The organism is Paraburkholderia sp. SARCC-3016 (genome assembly GCF_031119615.1).
GTDB lineage: Bacteria > Pseudomonadota > Gammaproteobacteria > Burkholderiales > Burkholderiaceae > Paraburkholderia.
Genome location: NZ_JAVHZD010000031.1, coordinates 50,829 through 68,345, shown reverse-complemented (window position 1 = coordinate 68,345; position 17,517 = coordinate 50,829). Strand labels below are relative to the sequence as shown.

The 17,517-nt window shown below is 66.7% G+C and carries 13 protein-coding genes; all 13 read right to left on the bottom strand.

What is annotated here, in order from left to right:
* Nucleotides 1–125 precede the first annotated feature (125 nt).
* On the bottom strand, nucleotides 126–692 hold the full coding sequence (locus tag QYH69_RS27290) for a hypothetical protein (protein WP_308834835.1): 567 nt from the start codon (nucleotides 690–692) through the stop codon (nucleotides 126–128).
* A 4-nt stretch (nucleotides 693–696) separates the two neighbouring features.
* Nucleotides 697–1,950, bottom strand: coding sequence for a glycosyltransferase (locus QYH69_RS27285; protein WP_308834834.1), 1,254 nt, complete (start codon nucleotides 1,948–1,950; stop codon nucleotides 697–699).
* The gene (locus QYH69_RS27280) at nucleotides 1,947–3,080 is read right to left on the bottom strand and encodes a glycosyltransferase (RefSeq protein WP_308834833.1); all 1,134 of its coding nucleotides are present in this window, start codon (nucleotides 3,078–3,080) and stop codon (nucleotides 1,947–1,949) included. The genes QYH69_RS27285 and QYH69_RS27280 overlap by 4 nt, the downstream gene beginning before the upstream one ends.
* Nucleotides 3,077–3,592 (bottom strand): acyltransferase, encoded by a 516-nt coding sequence (locus QYH69_RS27275; RefSeq protein WP_308834832.1) that lies wholly within the window; start codon nucleotides 3,590–3,592, stop codon nucleotides 3,077–3,079. The genes QYH69_RS27280 and QYH69_RS27275 overlap by 4 nt, the downstream gene beginning before the upstream one ends.
* Nucleotides 3,589–4,797, bottom strand: a complete 1,209-nt coding sequence (locus tag QYH69_RS27270; protein ID WP_308834831.1) for a glycosyltransferase — start codon at nucleotides 4,795–4,797, stop codon at nucleotides 3,589–3,591. Before QYH69_RS27270 ends, QYH69_RS27275 begins: the two co-directional genes overlap by 4 nt.
* Nucleotides 4,794–6,059: a hypothetical protein gene (locus QYH69_RS27265; RefSeq protein ID WP_308834830.1), complete on the bottom strand. Its 1,266-nt coding sequence runs from the start codon at nucleotides 6,057–6,059 to the stop codon at nucleotides 4,794–4,796. The genes QYH69_RS27270 and QYH69_RS27265 overlap by 4 nt, the downstream gene beginning before the upstream one ends.
* 34 nt (nucleotides 6,060–6,093) lie before the next feature.
* Nucleotides 6,094–7,050, bottom strand: coding sequence for a glycosyltransferase family 2 protein (locus tag QYH69_RS27260; protein WP_308834829.1), 957 nt, complete (start codon nucleotides 7,048–7,050; stop codon nucleotides 6,094–6,096).
* 17 nt (nucleotides 7,051–7,067) lie between these two features.
* A complete protein-coding gene (locus QYH69_RS27255) occupies nucleotides 7,068–8,516 on the bottom strand; it encodes a lipopolysaccharide biosynthesis protein (RefSeq protein WP_308834828.1) in 1,449 nt (482 codons plus the stop codon).
* A gap of 7 nt (nucleotides 8,517–8,523) precedes the next feature.
* On the bottom strand, nucleotides 8,524–10,494 hold the full coding sequence (locus tag QYH69_RS27250) for an acyltransferase family protein (protein WP_308834827.1): 1,971 nt from the start codon (nucleotides 10,492–10,494) through the stop codon (nucleotides 8,524–8,526).
* 139 nt (nucleotides 10,495–10,633) lie between these two features.
* Nucleotides 10,634–12,742, bottom strand: a complete 2,109-nt coding sequence (locus tag QYH69_RS27245; RefSeq protein WP_308834826.1) for a right-handed parallel beta-helix repeat-containing protein — start codon at nucleotides 12,740–12,742, stop codon at nucleotides 10,634–10,636.
* Nucleotides 12,743–12,744: 2 nt separating this feature from the next.
* A complete protein-coding gene (locus QYH69_RS27240) occupies nucleotides 12,745–15,045 on the bottom strand; it encodes a polysaccharide biosynthesis tyrosine autokinase (protein ID WP_308834825.1) in 2,301 nt (766 codons plus the stop codon).
* A 126-nt stretch (nucleotides 15,046–15,171) separates the two neighbouring features.
* A complete protein-coding gene (locus QYH69_RS27235) occupies nucleotides 15,172–16,419 on the bottom strand; it encodes a polysaccharide biosynthesis/export family protein (RefSeq protein WP_308834824.1) in 1,248 nt (415 codons plus the stop codon).
* A gap of 78 nt (nucleotides 16,420–16,497) precedes the next feature.
* On the bottom strand, nucleotides 16,498–17,517 hold the full coding sequence (locus QYH69_RS27230; protein ID WP_308834823.1) for a helix-turn-helix domain-containing protein: 1,020 nt from the start codon (nucleotides 17,515–17,517) through the stop codon (nucleotides 16,498–16,500).

Sequence of the window (17,517 nt, the reverse complement as noted above, 5' to 3'; positions counted from 1 at the left end):
GATCGCACTGAGTATGAACGGCATCCCGCCTGCGCACATCATCGCGACCCGCCAGGATATCGCCGTGTGTCGCCAAGTGCAGGTCGGGTTTTCGGATGGCGTCAACCGTGAACGGCGAACGCGGGTCATTGTTTGTCCGCTGCGCCAAACCTGTAATTGTCGGTCGGCGGGACGTCGGTGGGCGACTTGTAGAGCGAATCGGCATTGCGCCCTATCTGGTCGGCACCGTAGGCGTAGTCGTAAAAGCTGTGCGGCGCCGAGCCGGCGGATGCGCCGCCGGTCGCCGTCAGTTTCAACTTCGGTGCTTTGCCGCCAGACGATCCGGAACTCGAACCCGACGCACCCGCCTGGCTGCCCGCCATGCCGCCGAGGCCTCGCGAACCTCCGCCGCCAGCGGATCCCATCGTCGAGCCTGCCGAACTGCGCTGCCCCAATCCGCCCGAGATGCCGCCGAATCCACCGCCCGACGAGCCGGACACGCGGCCGATGCTGCCCTGCGACGACGAACCGATGCCGCCCGATGAGCCCATGCGCAGCGACGAGGACATACCGCCTCTGCGGTTCTGATTGCCGTTCGTCGCTTGCGCAAGCGCAGTTGCGGGCGCGAGCGACATCAGGACGACGCTTGCCGTGCAGGCGAAACAGAAACCCGATAGCGCAGCCAGCCTCGTTAGGCGAGTCATCTCTTTCATGGTGTTAGCGCTTCCTTGAAGCGGACGCGAGATTCACGCTGCCGACCAGCTGGCGCGCGGCGGTCTCGATCCGGAAATGACGCTGGTAGCAGGCGAGCGCGGTATCGCGCATGGCCTCGCGCGAGGTGGCGGTCGTCTCGAGCGCCCAGCGCCGCAGCGCATCGGCCACGCTGTCGCGCGTGTCGTCGCACACCCAGCCGCCGCCGGAGGCTTCGATTTCGCGCCAGATGTTGACCTTGTTCGTGATGATCACCGGCGTGCGCGAGGCCAGCGCCTCGACGACCGCGATACCGAAATTTTCCTGGTGCGACGGCAGCACGAACACTTCGGCCGTGCGCAGTGCGCTCCATTTGATCTCGCCAGCGAGCATGCCGGTCCAGACGATGCGTTCAGCGATGCCGCGCGCGGCGGCCACACGCTTGAGCCGTTCGAGCAAGGCGGGCTCGCCTGGGCCCGCGATCACGAGGCACAGCTCGCTATCGAGCGCCGCGATATTCGCGAAGGCATCGATCAGCAGGTCGCATCCTTTCTTCTCGTGGATGCGCGAGAGGAACAGCAGCACGCGCTTGTTCCGGACCTCGGGGAACGCGTTGCGAAACGTCTCCGCCGGAACCTCGCCGCCATCGGGCACCGAGTCGATACCGAAGCCGTTGACCGCGAGCCGGTGCCGCGCGGTCAGAAACGGCCGGCGCGCGAGCTCGAGTTCGGTTTCGCAAGTGAACAGCACGCGCTCGGCGCGATTGAACACCCACCGTTCGAGCAAGGCCCAGTAGATCCGCTTCTTCAGATGCTTTTTCGGGTACGTGCGCTGAAACCAGGGGTCGAGCATGCCGTGCGGGAACACGAATAGCGGCGTGCGCGAGCCGATCACGCCGGACCACGCGGCGACGCTGTGAAATTGCCAGATGCCGTGCACCACGAATGCATCGAAGCGCGCGCGGTTCGCGCGCAGCCAGCGCACGAGCGGCATGCTCAAGCCGTAGAAGCCGCGACCCGGCCCGACGCGATGCACGGGCGCATCGACGCGCTCGAAAGCGGGGCCGTCGGGCGCATCGAGCGTCACGACTTCGCTTGCGCAGCCGAATGGCGTCATATGCCGGACCAGCTGCACGACCGCTTCGGCGACGCCGCCCATGCGCGGGTCCAGCGACGGCAGGATATGCAGCACACGCAGCGGCTGGCGGCTCGTCGAGGAAGTCGTTGCGATCGGGGGCGCGGAGGGCAACTGGTCGGCCGCCGGGGATTCGACTGGATTCACAGGTAGAACTCCTTGGGTCGCGGCGCATCGCCGCTCCGATGCCGGACGATCTGTTCGAAGTACGAGGCGCCGGCGCGCGCGGTCAATCGTTCGCGCGCCCATTTCACGCGAATCCGACGCGAGCCCATCGACAGCGCGCCGCTGCGTTCCAGGTCGGCAATCGCCGCGGCGATGGCGCGACTGTCGCCCGGTCGCACGACGCGGCCGTTGCGCGGAAGGTCGAGCAGGATCGACGCACCCGCGCAGCGCGAGGCGACGACTGCTGCGCCCGCCATCAAGGCCTCGCTGACGACCGCGCCCCAGCCGTCGTCCTTGCTGATCGACGGCAGCACGAGCACATCGAATTCGCGCATGCGGCGCTGAACCTCTTCGATCGGCAGCACGCCGCAGAACTCGGCGTCGATGCCGGACTCGCGCGCTTGCGCAACGAGACGCTCGCGCAACTCGCCGTCGCCGATCAGCGTGAGCCGCGCGCGAGGGGCGAGCTCGCGCATCGCCGGCAGCAGGAACTGCACGCCTTTCTTTTCGATCAGCCGGCCGACGTAGGCGATGCGCAATTGCGCGGCGCTCGTGCGCGGCGCATCGATTTCCGCGGGCGGCGGCAGGAAGTACGCGAACGGAAACACGCGATCGCGCCGGTAACCGACCGAACGGAACCATGGCGGACCATGCCGCCCGATCGCGAGTACGAACTGCACCTGGCGGCGTAGCGCGGCTTCGGTGATCCACGATTGAACGTAGCGAACCACGCCCGCGAGGCCCGCGTTGTCGCGCGGCTCCGACATGATCGCGAACGCACGCCGCTCGCGCCGCACGATCTCGAGCGCGGTCGTCAGCGTGCTGAACCAGCGGATTCCCGAGAACACGTGCAGGCACCGTTCGCCGCCGCGTTGCACGAGCGCGGCGATCTCCTCAGCGGACGGCGCGACCACGGTGGGCGGCAATGCCGTCGAACCGTCGCCCCAGCCGAGCGCCTGACGCTCCTCGGGTACGCCTTCGTGCGCGACGCAGCTCACTTCGACGCTCGGCCCGAAGCGTTCGGCGACTGCATTGATGAACGCCGACTTGTGCGGCGACACACACGGTTCCCAGAAAACGATGCGCGAATAGAGAGGCGATGGCGTGTTCATGTCAGTACGCGCTTGGCAATGGCCGGGCAGCCGGCGAGCAGCGTGTCGGCCGGATAGTCGCCGGCACGCAGCAGTGCGCCGGCCGCGAGAATCGACGCGCTGCCGACCGACGAGCCGCCGAGCAGCACCGAGCCGGTGCCGACCCAGCTGCCGTCGGCGACCGTGATCGGCAGCGAATAGCCTTCGCCCGCGCGCCGCCGCTGGTCGCCGATCCGATGCGAGCCGGTGTGAAAGATCACGCGCGGCGCGATGTCGCAGCGCGCGCCGATCACGATGGCCGCATCGGGGGCGACGATAAACAGCGTACCGAGGCCGACCCACGTGTCCTCGCCGATCGCGATCCGGCCGTGTCCATAGAACTTGACGCCGCCGGTCACCTTGCAGCCCGCCCCGATCTCGAAGCCGAGCGCATTGAGCAACGTGCGTTTGAGCGCGAAGCAGCGCGTCGCCGGCAGGATCGCAAGCGCGAGGTTGGCCACGGGGTTGCGCAGCGCGCGGAGGATGCGTTTCATCGTGGGCTCAGCTCCGGAGTAACGCCGAGGAATTCGACGAGACGCCGTCCGACCGACCGGCGGCTGCACCGCTCGACGATCCTGCGTTGCCCGGCCGCGGCAATCGCCGCATACCGCTCGGGATCGGTGGCGATCGCGGCGAGCAGATTCGCGAGCGTGGCGGCTTGCGCATCGGGCAGGATCGCCGCGGTGTCGCGGTCGAACAGCAACGGGATGTCGCTGATGTCGGTGGTCAGCACGAGCAGGCCGTGGCTCGCGAGTTCGATGACCTTCGACGGGAATGTCGTTGCATTGAACGCGCTTTCCGGCAGCTTCAGCGAGAGGCCGACGTCGGCGCGCGCGAGAATCTGCTTGTACTCGTCGGGGCCGGTGTCCTGACGCACGTCGAGCGTGAAGCCGCTCGGCTCGAGTTCGCGCGCGAGCGCGGCCAGCTTGTCGCCGCCGCCGAAACCGGTGACGACGAAATGCATGCGCGCGGCGAGTTCGGGGCGTTCGCGCGCCAGCGTGCGCAGCGCCGACGCGAACAGATCGAGCCCGGTGTCGGTGCTGATCGAGCCACCGTAGAGGAACGTGACGCGCGAGCCGAACGCCGGGCGGCGAAGCCTGACGTCGGGCACGATGTCGGGCGACACGCCGTTGACCACGCACGCGTGGTCGATCTTCATCACGTCGGCGAGCTGCCGCGAGACGACGATCGCGCGCGGGCTGCAGACGCGCGACATCAAACGCAGGCTCAAGCGGTTCACATAGCCGCGCAGATTCTTTTCGTCGGCGCGCGGACCGTCCTCGAGATCCATCACGATCCGGTCGCGGCCGAGCCGCCAGCGCAGGAAAGCCGCGACGGGCACGTATTCGGGGAAGTAGTTGTAGAACACCACGCCGTCGCCGCGGCGCATCTGGCGCAGCGCAAAGCCCACATAGACGAGCGCCGCGAACACGCGGTTCAGGCCGCGCACGCTGATCGCCGGCAGATACGCGCAGGCGAGCTGCTGGTCGCGGCAGACGAAGCCGCCGAAGTAGCGCCGTTTCGCGCTTGCGGTGACGATCGGCGAACTGACGATCAGCGACGCGCCGGCCTGGCTGCGTACGCCGGCCGCCATGCCCATGACCTTGTTGGACGCCGCGTTGACGGGGAAGGTCGTGCCGTTGTGGCGGTTATAACGGGGCAGGACGATCGGCGCGAAAAAGAATTGGCGTGGCTTCATGAGTTCTGAACCGAAGGGGTGGGCACGGCGTGCCGGTTGCCGGCGTCGTACAGACGCGGCTCCGTCAGACGGGTCAGCTCATGGAGATCCGTCGTTGCGCGCACCTGGCGTGCAACGTGTACCGCGAAGATCACCATGACGAGCTTGTCGAAGTCCGCCGTTACGCCGCTCTGGCAAAACAGCAGCAGCAGGAACAGCGCGCAGATGCCGCCGCCCGCCACGCGCAGCAGCATGCCGATCACGGCGAAGCCGAGCCAGCCATAGTTGAACAGCATGTTGAACACGCCGTTCTGAAACGGCGCATCTTCAAACCGCTGAGCCATGCCATGACGGATGAAGTATTCGAGCGCCGCAGTCTCCGGCACGCCGAACGGCGCCTCGAACAGGATGTGGCCGAGTATTTCAAACGGCTGGAATATGCGCAGGCCCGTCGATACATCATTGCCCGACAGGATCCGTTCGATCCGGCTCGGCTCGGCCGCGAACACCGGCAACGCGAGCGCTGCCAGCCCGAGCGCCGCGAGGCAGATCATCACGCTCTTGTTGATGTGGCGGTGGTAGAACGCCCCCATGACGGCGAGGTTCGCGACGAGCCCGAACATTGTCTGCGAGATCAGGCAGGCGGCCAGCGCCACGACGCTTGCGGCGAGCCGCGGGCGGCCGCGCAGCAGATGCAGGCACAGGAAGTTCAGGAACAGGCTCACGCCGCCGAGATACGAGGGCTCCGAGAAAGTCGCCGTCGAGCGAATGCTGAAATCGAGGCCATGTTCGGCCGCGTGCTGGGCCCACGCCGACGCAAGCGCGTTGTCGTTGCTGTTCACGAAGAAGCGCGTCGGCACGAACAGCGCAATGCCTTTGCGAGTCGCGATCGATTGCAGCAGCGCGAGGCCGGTCAGCGCGAGCAACATCAGCAACGGCCACCAGCCGTTGAACTTCGCGATGTTGTGGCGCGGCTGACCGTTGAGCCCCCAGGCGAGCAGCAGCATGCCGACGGCCAGCCGTGCTTCGCGCGGCATGTTGGGCATTTCGGGCAGGTAGATCGTGTTCCAGAGCAGGCTCAGCGACGTGGCGATCACGAGGATGCCGGTGGTCAGCGGCGTGATGCGCATGCGCGTGTTCAATGCGAGCGCAACGAAAAGGAGCGCGGAGACCGACGCGAAATAGTTGAGCCCGTACTGGATCGCGGGCACGAGCAGAATCAGCCCGTGCGCAAACGGATTGGCGCGGAAGTCCGCGCGCATGCGCGCGATCTGGTGTTTCATGAGGCGCCTCCCGGCGGCCAATGCATGGCAGCGTTCATGCGGTGACCTCGACCGTCTCGACATGCCGCATGCCGAGCAGCCGGCCGTACAGCGCCTTGCCGCCGCGTGCGCCGAGCAGGCCGATCGCGAGCCAGAACGCGGTGCGCTTCGAACCGCGGTCGGCGATCAGCGCGCGCACGAAGTAGTCGACCGAGGCGAGATAGCTCGAGCCGAGCCGCGCCTTGCCGTTCGCGATCAGCGCATCGACCTGGACGCGCCGCCGGAACGCCGCGAAGTCGGTGTGCGTGTTCATTTCGGCGCCCCACTTTTTTTCGATCGCGGCGAGGCCGGCCATGCGCCGCTGCAGGTTCACGCTCGTGCGGTCGCCGCCGTGCTGGATGAAGGTCACGAGCGCGTCGTCGACGTAGCCGAAATTGCCGAACGACAGGCAGCGCAGCCACATGTCGAAATCCTGGAAGCTCGGCAGCGTTTCGTCGAACAGGCCCGCCTCGACGAGCACGTCCTTCCTGACCAGCACGAGGCTCGTCGAGGTCGGGCATTCGCCGCCGAGCGCCTGCGTGCGCGTGAGCACCGGCGCGCTCGGGCGGCAGCGCCGCGCGTGATTGAACTCGACGTCGACGTCGATGTAGTGGCATAGCGCGGCGACGTACGGCGTGCGCTCGAGCAGCGCGACCTGCTCGCGGATCTTGCCGGGCATCCAGAGGTCGTCGTCGTCGAGAAACGCGATGCACTCGCCGCGCGCGCGCAGGATGCCCGTATTGCGCGCGCCGCACGCGCCTTTGGTGCGCGCATTGGCGATCACGATCACGTTCTCGCCGAGGCCGGCGAGCGCGTCGCGGACCGCCTGCTGCTCGGCGGGCTCGGTGTTGTCGTCGACCACGATGACCTCGAGGGCCGGATAGTCCTGCGCGAGCACGGTTTCGACGGCGCGGCGGACCATCTTCGCGCGGCGGTAGGTCGGGATGACCGCGGTGACCAGGGGCGAGTTCATCGATAGCTCCTCACGGTTCAGGCGAAGCGCAGCACGCGGCGCAGCGCAAACATCTGTTCAGGGTTGAAACGGTTGACGTGCCAGAGGCCATAGGCAGCGCCGACGAGGCCCGCCACGATCAGGCGCGCGAGCGCCGGCCAGTCGAGCGAGCCGATCGCGCGGCTCGCGAGCATCGCAAACAGACAGACGCCGACGCCGAGCACGACTTGCCAGCGCAGCGCGCGATAGAGCGCGCTGAACGGCATCTCGAGCAGGCGCGCCGTCACGCCGAGGTGAATCGGCGCGCTCGTCAGCGTGGCGACGAGATACCCCGCGGCGATGCCTTGCACGCCCCAGTGCGCGCCGACGAGCCAGCAGGCGATATGCAGTACCGCGACGCAGAAGTTCAGGATCAGCAGCCAGTCGGTGCGGCCTTTGACCATGAATACGGCGGGCGCCGTGCTCAACACCGACTGCACGAACCCGACCGGCGCGAGCCAGACGAGCAGCGTGGCGACGCCTGCCCATTTGGGGCCGAGCGCGACCGCGATAAACGGCTCGCGCAGCGCGACGAGGCCGCCCATCAGCGGCGCCGTGATCAGCGCGACGAACGACACGCTTTGCAGATAGCTCTCGCGCTGCTTGTCGGGGTCGGTCTGATGCGCGCTCAACACCGGGTAGAGCGCCTTGGACGCGACGAAGGCGATGCTCTGCAGCGGATAGAGCATGATCTTGAACGCGAGCGAGTAAGGGCCGAGCGCGATCGCGCCGAGCACCTTGCCGACGATCATCGAATCGGCATTGCGGTTCAGGTAGATCACGAGGTTCGACAGCGTCAGATTCGACGAGAAGCCGAAGATGTTGCGGACTTCCTTGCCGTCCCAGCGCAGCGTCGGGCGCCACGACGACGCGAGATACATCTGCGCCGACGACATCGTCGATTGCACGAGCGCCTGCACGACGAGACTCGTGATCCCGAGACCGAGGCGCGCCGAGACGATCGCCGCGCACATGCCGCTCGTGTACGAGAGCACGTCGGAGCGCGCGACCGTGCGGAACTGCGACGCGCGTTCGAGCAGCGCCTGGTGCGCGGCGCCGAAGGCCATGATCGGGAAGGTCAGCGCGAGCCAGCACAGCACGTGGCTCAGCGAGGCGGAGTTGAACAGCCGCGCGAGCGGCACCGAGAACGCGACGATCACGAGCGCGATTGCCGAGCCCGCGCTGAGGTTGACCCAGAACACCGAATTCGCGAGCGTCGGCGACATGTCGCGGCTGCGGATCAGCGCGGGGCCGGTGCCCATGTCGCGCAGCAGGCCCGCGAAGTTGGTGACGATGGTCGCGAGCGCCATCACGCCGAAGTCGGCGGGGCTCAGCAGGTGCGACAGAACCGACAGGCCGACGAGCTGGACCACGCTCTTGGCGATCTGCGCTGTCGCGAGCCAGCGCGCATTGCGTCCGACCGATGGCAAAGGTTGGGAAGTGGACATAGTCGGATCAGCTCGCATCGAAGAGTGGGCGGAACAGCGGGCTCAGCCGCCGGCTGCCGCGTTCGCTGAGGTGGTCGCTATCGATATAAAGCGGGATCAGCGCCTGCGAGCCGTAGCAGCGGGCATCGCGGCACAGCAAGGGCAGCGGATCGAGCGTCTTGACGCCGCAGCTCGCCGCGGCGTCGTCGATCGCCGCGCGCGCGACGGCGTTGCGCTTGAAATAAGCGGCCTCGGAGATCGACACATCGTCCGTATGCCTGCCGAGAATCAACGATTTCGCGAGCGTGTTCGGCACATCTTCGTTCATCTCGGGAATCGGCATCAGCACATACACCGGCCGGCTCTGCGCAAGCGTGCAGAGATCCCGGGTCAGGAAGCTCGCGAAGCGCGTGCGGCGTTCGGCCGGATCGGCGAGCGGTCGTTCGCCGTTGTAGCCGATCAGCATGGTCGGGTCGTCGACCGTGTTCTTGCCGTCGACATACATCGAGAACCGCGCGACGACGATGACCGGCACGCTCGGCGGGTACTGCTTGAGATCTTCGGCAACGTGCTTCGCGAATTTGCGGCACGGCTCCTCGGTGTACTTGCCGAACCGGCTCGCGCCGACGAAGGGCGGGCAGCCGGACGTGCCGTAGAACATCACGCTGTCGTGAGAGTCGGCGGCCGCCGCGACGACGCCGGGAATGACCGCGTTGCCGTGACTGTCGCCCCAGACGATTGCGCCGATCTTCGGCGAGTCCCCGTATTTGCAGCCGATCTCGCGCGAGCCGTCGAGCATGCGCTGCACGCTCCTGTTCAGGCATTCGACGCGGCGCGGATCGAAATCGGTGCTCTCGGCGGAAGCGAGCCGCGCCGCGCTCGGCAGTCGCGCGGCCGCGCCGTTCGAGAAGGTGACCGCCGTGCAGGCGAGCACGACGGCGACCGGCACGCTCGCGAGCGTGGCGATCCCGCGCGGGCCGAAGCGTTCGCGCAGGCCCGCGGCCCGGCGTTCGACGAGCTCGTACGAAAGGAAGCCGAGCAGCACCGAGAGCGCAAGCCCGCTCGCGATAACCGCCGGATCGCGATCCGGCAAATCGAAGTAGCGGATCAGCACGGTCAGCGGCCAGTGCCACAGGTAGATCGAATACGACCAGCGTCCGAGCAGTTGCAGCGGCTTGAAGGTCGAGAACGCGCTGTCGTTCGCGGACGCGAGGATGACGAGCGCCGCGCCGAGCGCCGGCACGAGCGTCATGACGCCGGGCCAGTCGTAGGCCTCGGTGAAGAGCATGCCCGCGCAGACGATCGCGGCGAGACCGATCGCCTGGAGTAACGAGGCGGTGCGCGCGTCGAACGTGAAGCGCCCAGCGTTGAGCATCACGAGACCGCCGGCCACCATCTCCCAGGCGCGCGTCGGCAGCAGGAAGAAGTTGGCCTCGGGTGCGCTGCGCGCGATCACCGGGTCGAGCGCGAACGAGATAAGCCCGATCAGCACCAGCAGCACCTGGAACACGCCGCGCTTATTGCCGAACACACGTGCGCCGAGCATCAGGATGATCGGATACACCATGTAGAACTGCCATTCGACCGCGAGCGACCACGTATGCAGCATCCACTTGGACTGCGAGGACGCGTCGAAATAGCCGGCTTCGCGCCAGAACACGAAGTTCGAGATGAAGGTCAACGACGCGCCCGCGTGCTCGGCAAGCAGCTTGTACGCGCGCTGGTCGAGATAGAACCAGCCGAACACCATCAGCACCGCGGCGAGCACCGCGAGCGCGGGCACGATCCGCGTAAAGCGCGCAACGTAGAAGTCCCACAGGCTGAAACGCGTCTTCTCGAGCCGGCCGACGACGATCGACGTCATCAGATAGCCCGAGATCACGAAGAACACATCGACGCCGATAAAGCCGCCGTTGAAGCCCGGAGTCTGGAAGTGGAACAGCGCGACGAGCGCGACCGCCACTCCTCTTAACGCATTGATGTCTCGTCTGAAGCGCATGATGCTGCGTGTTCCGTGTGAAAGACCTTGAGGGATCCTTGCCGGCAATGCGTGATGCCGTTGCCTGCTACGGCCGGTCGTGCTGCGTTTTCTGTGCTGCTGCGAGCCTGGTTAACCAACCAACCTCGCTGACTGCTGTTTACCTGCTGGCCGCCGTCGCGGGCCGCTTGCCGGCGCCCGCGGCATCGAGCGGGCGGAACGGCGACAACTGGAATCCCTCGTGCAGCGCCGGCGAAGACGGCGCGATCTGCAGATCGGCGAACGTGCTGCGTTGTCCGTCGGGCATCGCCTTCACGAAATTCACATCGCCTGCGCCGAACACCGGTCCGACGTCGATATACGGCGTCGCGCGCAGGTCGATCGAGGCCGCCTTGCCGCCGATCACCGCATTGCGGCGCAGGACATTGCCCTGCGGCGCGCCCGGCGCGTTCTCGAGCAGCGTCGCAAGGCTCGGGTAGCGGGTCGAGTAGGGCGGCTGGTTGTAGCGGACCAGTGCGAGCTGCTGTCGAAGCTGGCCGTTCGGATCGTTGGCGAGGCCCTTCTGCCACGACAGTCCGCGCGAATCGATATGGATCGCCGGCGTGCAGTTCACGAACAGGTTGTCCTCGACGAGGTTGTCGCGCCCGCCGCCGATGAAGATCGCCTGATTGACCTTCGAGAACACGTTGCGGCGGATCGTCGTGCCGCCGCCCTGGTCGTCGAGATAGATGCCCATCGTCGCCTGCGGTTGCGCGGCGCTGCCGATGTCGTGCAGGAAGTTGCCTTCGATCAGCGTGCCGCGCGCGGTCCAGTCGCGGCCCGTGTAGATCGCGCCCGTGTCGTCGGATTCCTGTGCGACGTGGTCGATCTCGTTGCCGGTGATCACATGGTCGTTGCCGCCGAAAATGATGGCGGCGTGCGGACCGTTGTAGATATGGTTGCGCTCGATCCGGTCGCCGACGCCCGTCACGCTGATCGCGGGCCGGTACGCGCGCGAACGCAGCGCGTAATCGTGTATCACGCTGTCTTCGATCGTGACGTTGCCGGCCGCGAGGGTCTGGCGGTTGCCCGCGAAAACCACGAAGCCGCCTTCGCCCGTGTTCGACACGTCCATGAAGCGGTAATGGCTGTTGCTCGCGGTCGACCAGACTGCAGTGCTGCCCGCGTTGCGCACCTTCGCGTGATCGATCTCGATGTTCTGGCCGCCGACGATCTCGATTGCGTTGCCGCGCGTGTCCTCGAAGCCGAGGTCGTGGATCGTCAGATTTCCCGCGGCGCTTGCGACGAGCAGCTGATTGGTGACCGACGCTTCGACGTCGCCGTCGGAGAGCGGCGCGGGCGGCCAGAAGTAGACCGTCATCGACGCGCGGTCGAGATACCATTCGCCGGGCCGGTCGAGTTGCGACAGCGCGTTCTCGAACACCATGCGCTGGCCGGCTTTCATGCCAAGCATGGGCGCCGGCCCGGCGAGCGTGACGATCCCCGAGGACGGGTCGACCGATTCGACGGGCAGCGTCGTATCGGCCCAGTTACGCGCCCAGTAACCCATCGCGCGCAACTCGGGTTCGGCCTTCAGCGCGTCGAGCGGCGCGCCCGTGACCGTGAAGCTCGTGCCCTTCTCGCCGCCCGGCAGCGACGCGATCGTCGCAAAACCGTGGCTTGGCCAGCGCGCGAGCGTCTGCGGTTCGCCGCGATAGAACAGTTCGAGCGGCGCGGGCGTGACGCGAATTCCAAAGCCCTGGCGCTCGAAGGTGCCCGCATCGTCGATGCCGCTATCGGCGAGCTTCGCGACGAGCACATGACTGCGCGCGGCAGCCGGCAGACGCACCGCCGCCGTGTCGTTTCCGTCCGGCGCATGAAAACCGCGCACGATCTTCGCACCCGACAAGGTGGTGCGGTCCGCGCCCGCGCCCGACAGGCTGACCGGCGTACCGCGCCAGCTCGGGTCGAACCGGATCTGCAGCGGTTGCGCGAGCCGGTAGGTGCCCGGGCCGAGCACGATGTCGAGACGATCGGCCTTGCCGCCCGCGAAGCGCGACTTGCTTGCGGCGAGCACGGCCACCGCCGCGCGCAGCCCGAGCTCGCCGCTTGTCCGGGTGGGCGCGGTGGCGGCGCTCGCCTGTTCATCGGCCGGCGTATTGGTGGCGGCGGCGCTCACGTGAAGCGTCAGTGCGCTCGCGACGGCCGGCAGCAGGCACGCGCCGAGCCCGAACCAGCGGGCCGCGCGCCGTGCCGGACCTGCGGTGTGCGATGAAGTGCAAAGCGTCATGGTCAGGCCTTCGCGTGGGCACGCGGCGCGCCCGGATAGGCGTAGGTGCCGTAACCATAGGTTTTGTCGCCAGGCCGCGGTTTCACGTCGTTGAGCACGAGCCCGTCGAGCATCACGCCCACGTGCGCGAGGCGTTTGGCCGATTCCTTGATCTGCGCGACGGTCGTCGAACCCTGGCGCACCACGAGGAACGCGGAGCCCGCGAGCTGACCGAGCGAACCGACGTCGGCGACCGCAAGCACCGGCGGCGTGTCGATCAGCACGACGTCGTACTGCTTCGCGATTTCCGCGACGAAGTTCGTGAAGCGCCTGCTCATCAGCAGTTCGGACGGATTGCTCGGCGCGACACCGCGTGCGAGCACGTCGAGGCGCGGCAGCAACGCGCGATGAACGACCTCTTCGAACGGCTTTTCGAGCGCGATCAGCTCCGCGAGCCCCGGGCCTTCGCGCTGGCCGAAATGGCGATGCAGGTCGCCGTCGCGCATGTCGGCGTCGATTAGCAGCACGCGCTGCTGCGAGTTCGCGAGCACGGCGGCGAGATTGGCCGAGGTGAACGACTTGCCGACACCAGGCGTCGGCCCCGACAGCAGCACGACATTGTTGCTCGCTTCGAGCAGCAGAAACTGGAGCGCCGTGCGGAAGCTGCGCAGCGCCTCGATCGGCAGGCTGTCGCTGTCGGTGTGCGCGAGCAGCGTGATGCGGCCGGCTTGCGCCGGCGACCACATGCGTCCGTACGCACGCGTGTCGCGCGCCTGCTGCAGTTTGCTGTGCGGGATGCTCGCATAGACGGGCAGGCCGGTATCGCGTTCGATATCGCGCGCATGCATGACAGCCTGCGACAGTTGCCGGCGGAACCATGCGATCAGGCAGCCGCCGAACAGGCCTACCGCCGCGCCGAGCACCACCACGAGCTTGCGGTTCGGCTTGACGGGAATCTCCGAAACGACCGCGGTATCGACGAGCCGCGCGTTACCGGTCTTGCCCGCGCGCGCGATTCGCAACTGTTCCGCGCTGTTGAGCAGGCCCGTATAGAGATCGGTGTTGACCTGCACGTCGCGCTGCAGCCGCAGCTCGTTCTGTTCGAGCTGGGGCAGCTGGCGCGTTTTCGAATCGATCTGCGCGAGCCGCTGCCTGAGCACGGTCTCCTGATTCGTAATCGCGATCACGGCGGGGTGATCGTTGGTGAAGCGTGCGATCAGTTCGTTGCGCTTCTGTTCGAGATCGGCGAGCTTGTTCTGCGCGTCGACGGTCTGCTGAAGCACCGCCGCGCCTTCCTGCGTGAGGTCGATCGTCTGGTTGGCGGCGCGGAACCGGTTGTATGCGCTCTCCGATTCCTCGAGCTGATGCTTGAGTTGCGGCAACTGCTGGTTGAGGAACGCCAGCGACTTCTCGGCTTCGGCGGACTTGCGCTCGATGTTCTGGGCGATGTACTGCCGGCCGATCTCGGTGAGTACCGCGCTCGTCTGATGCGCATCGCGGCCTTGCAGGCTCGCCTGGATCACATCCGAGTCCTTGGAGGTCTGCGCGATGCGCATCGCCCGTTGCAGTGCTTCGACGGCCGTCACCTCGGAGACGCGCTTGAGCCAGAAGGTGCCGCCTGGCTGTGCATGGAGACTCGTGACATCGGCCGTCAGCGGACCGTCCGCGGTCTGTGCCGTAAGCGGCTCGCCGACGTGGCCGGTCACGCGGATGCCGGCCTTGTCGTTCACGATCGTGTACTGGCCGTTCGGACCCGCGATCAGCTTGAACGGTTTGCCATACAGCGCTCGCGGCGGGTCGAAGGTCGCGACCTGCGCCTGCTCCTGCGCCCATACGTAACCGCCATAGCCGAAGAAGCCCGGCGTCGAGAGGCCCTTCTGCATGGTCGACCACCAACGGCCGAATATCGGGAAGCGTTGCGGCTCGACGTCGATCGTGAGGCCCTGGCTGCGCACCGCGGGCGTGAGCACGAGCCGCGACTGCAGGATTTCCATCTCGTCCGAGGCCTCGGACTTGATGTCGAACATCTGCGACACGCTCGACAGCGTGTCGGTCGGCGAATTCGGATTGTCCTCGACCTGGATCAGGATGTCCGACTGGTAGATCGGCGCGGCGAGCACCGCATAGCCGATCGCGACGGCCGTCGTGACGGCGGTGATGCCCGTGATCATCCAGCGGTTGTCGTAGAGCGTATCGATAAACGCGCTCGCATCGACGATGCTGCCCGCCGGCTCGGCGGCGGGCGCTGGATGGAGGGTGGCGACTTTCAGGCCGCGCCTGTCGTTACCGGGCTGCTTGTAAGACGGGTTAGTCGGTCGGTCCACGGTACGGCTCCTGCTTCAATGAGTTGCAACGTCTGTGGCGCAGCGCGGAATCGCCGCTGGGCCGGTTTCACCGGGAATGAGGACGAGGATCGTGTTGCGCGCCTCGGCTCATCCGCGGGCGGTCGATCAATTGCCGTACGCCGACTTGCTGTAGAACGCGGCCTGTGCGCTCGGCACGACATTGTTGATGACGCGGCCCCAGCGGACGACCGCGGCCGTATCGACGAACACGACGTCTTTCGCCTTGAGCTCGAAGTTCTCGGCGAGCGCGAGCGCGCTCGGGTTTGACGCGTCGAGGTGGAAGATCACGTGCTTGTCGGCCGTGATATTGCGCACGACATAGACCTGTTTCGCGTCGGCCGTGTTCTGGCTCACGCCGCCGGCATCGCCGAGCGCCTCGTTGAGCGACAGCTCGCCGTTGCGCAGGAACAGCGTGGTCGGGCGCGTGACTTCGCCCATCAGGAATACCTTGCTGTCCTCGCGTGCGAACACGCGGACCATGTCGCCGTTGCGCAGCATCACGTCCGACGGATTGATGCCTTTGTCGACCAGCGCCGGGATATCGACGATGACCGACTTGCCGTCGCGGATCACCGCGATATTCGCGCGGTCGCCGACCGCGGTGAAGCCGCCCGCGCGATTGATCGCCTCGGTCAGCGTCATCGGCACGTCGTTGAAGATCTGCAGACCCGGCGAGCGCACTTCCCCGTCCATGTAGACGCGCTTGCTCCGGTACGACTGCACGCGCAGCGTGATCTGCGGGTCGCGCACATATTTGCCGAGTTGCGCGGCGAGCGCATTGCGCGCCTGCATCTCGGTGAGTCCGCCGACGTGAACCGCTCCGGCATAGGCGAACTGGATCAAGCCGTTGGTATCGACGGTGTAGCCCGTCGATACCGAGGCCGAACCCGTGAAGTCGATCCCGACCGTCTGCACGTTCGTGGTCGGCAGGTTCAGCTCGGGGTGGTCCCATACCTCGATGGCGAGCACGTCGCCGGGGCCGATCTTGTAAGGCGACGGCGTGGCGAACAGCGCCTGTACATCCGCCGGGATGCGGGTCGGCGCGGCGAGCCGCTCGGCCTTGATCAGCGCGGGGGTGATCTCGGTCAGCGCACCGGGAGGCGGCTGATCGCTGTTGGCCGCGCCCGAGCCCGTGGTGTGCGCGGCGGGCATGCCCGACACGGTCGTGCCGTAGGTATCCTGAGTCATGCTGCTGAAATGCTGGCCCGGATCGAGCCCGCAAGCGCCAAGCGAGAGCAGCAGCGACAGCGCGCCGCCAAGCCCGAGCGCGCGCGCCGCACGCCTCGGCCATTGGAGGAACGTGTGAACCGGCGAAGATGCCGGCAAGGAAGCGGTATGTCCGATCTGATTCATCTAGTTCGTAGCTGAACGACTGAAGGCCGGCAGACGTGATCCGCCGGATGAGCCACCTGTAGAGGAGTCAATAACCGCTCAGGAAGCAGCCTGGTTCTGGCGGTTCTGCAAGCGATATTCGGTTGGCGAGACGAAGAGCCGCTTGCGAAAAATCTTTGCAAGCCGGTCGCCGTTGGCCATGCCGATGCGTCGTGCGATCTTGTCGACCGGCAGGTCGGTTTCGATCAGCAGACGGCACACCATGTCGAGGCGTGCGCGCAACAGATACTCGGACGGCGTGATGCCGATTTCATCCTTGAAACGGCGCAGATAGTTGCGCTCGCTCATTGCCGCGACCTGCGCGGCGTCGGCGACCGATATGGATCGCTCGCAGTTGTCCTTGAGCCAGCGTGCGGACGCGCGGACCTTGTCGGCCACGCTGGTGACGCCTGCTTCGGCGAGCAGCATGGCGAGCTTGGCGCCGGTGCCGGGCAGGACCTGTTCGCCGACTTCGCGCGCGACGTCATGACCGAGGTCGTACTTGACGAGCATCAGCGCGCTGGCCATCGCCGAAAAGCAGTCCTCGTCGCTGTCGGCATCGCCGTGGCTGCCGAAGCCGGGCCTGTCGCCCGCGCCCAGCAGGCCCGACGAAGTGGAGTTCGAGCGCGCGCCCGGTGTGCTGCGCAACGTTCCGCTCGCGTAGCCGAAGCGCATCCGGCCGAGCAACGCTTCTTCGAGCGAGGCATCCTGCGCGCCTTTGCCGCCGCCGATGAACAGCGCGTCGAAATTCTGGTACTGGCGTACGTCGAAGCGCTCGGTCCACAGATGGACGGACGACGAGCACGGCACGTTGCCGCCGGCGAGCGACAGCATCTTGACGGTATATATCCAGTTCACCGCGCTTCCCGCGACGGCCAGCTGGTTCGCCTTGTTGAACACCTCGGCGACGATGCCGGCGCGCAGCAGCGAAAAGCCCTCGAACAGGACGATACCGATCTGGCGCGCGGGACCCCGCGCCGCCGTCCACGGTTCGGGACTATTGCCGGAGACCGTCTCCACTTCCTTGACGAGGCGGGGAACGATACGGTCTGACTCTACAAGCTGTGCAACGTACGGCAT

Bases quoted from the DNA above. Each gene is read 5' to 3' on its own strand.
- QYH69_RS27290 (WP_308834835.1), bottom strand. From the start codon at position 692: ATGAAAGAGATGACTCGCCTAACGAGGCTGGCTGCGCTATCGGGTTTC.
- QYH69_RS27280 (WP_308834833.1), bottom strand. From the start codon at position 3,080: ATGAACACGCCATCGCCTCTCTATTCGCGCATCGTTTTCTGGGAACCG.
- QYH69_RS27275 (WP_308834832.1), bottom strand. From the start codon at position 3,592: ATGAAACGCATCCTCCGCGCGCTGCGCAACCCCGTGGCCAACCTCGCG.
- QYH69_RS27270 (WP_308834831.1), bottom strand. From the start codon at position 4,797: ATGAAGCCACGCCAATTCTTTTTCGCGCCGATCGTCCTGCCCCGTTAT.
- QYH69_RS27265 (WP_308834830.1), bottom strand. From the start codon at position 6,059: ATGAAACACCAGATCGCGCGCATGCGCGCGGACTTCCGCGCCAATCCG.
- QYH69_RS27260 (WP_308834829.1), bottom strand. From the start codon at position 7,050: ATGAACTCGCCCCTGGTCACCGCGGTCATCCCGACCTACCGCCGCGCG.
- QYH69_RS27255 (WP_308834828.1), bottom strand. From the start codon at position 8,516: ATGTCCACTTCCCAACCTTTGCCATCGGTCGGACGCAATGCGCGCTGG.
- QYH69_RS27250 (WP_308834827.1), bottom strand. From the start codon at position 10,494: ATGCGCTTCAGACGAGACATCAATGCGTTAAGAGGAGTGGCGGTCGCG.
- QYH69_RS27245 (WP_308834826.1), bottom strand. From the start codon at position 12,742: ATGACGCTTTGCACTTCATCGCACACCGCAGGTCCGGCACGGCGCGCG.
- QYH69_RS27235 (WP_308834824.1), bottom strand. From the start codon at position 16,419: ATGAATCAGATCGGACATACCGCTTCCTTGCCGGCATCTTCGCCGGTT.
- QYH69_RS27230 (WP_308834823.1), bottom strand. From the start codon at position 17,517: ATGCCGTACGTTGCACAGCTTGTAGAGTCAGACCGTATCGTTCCCCGC.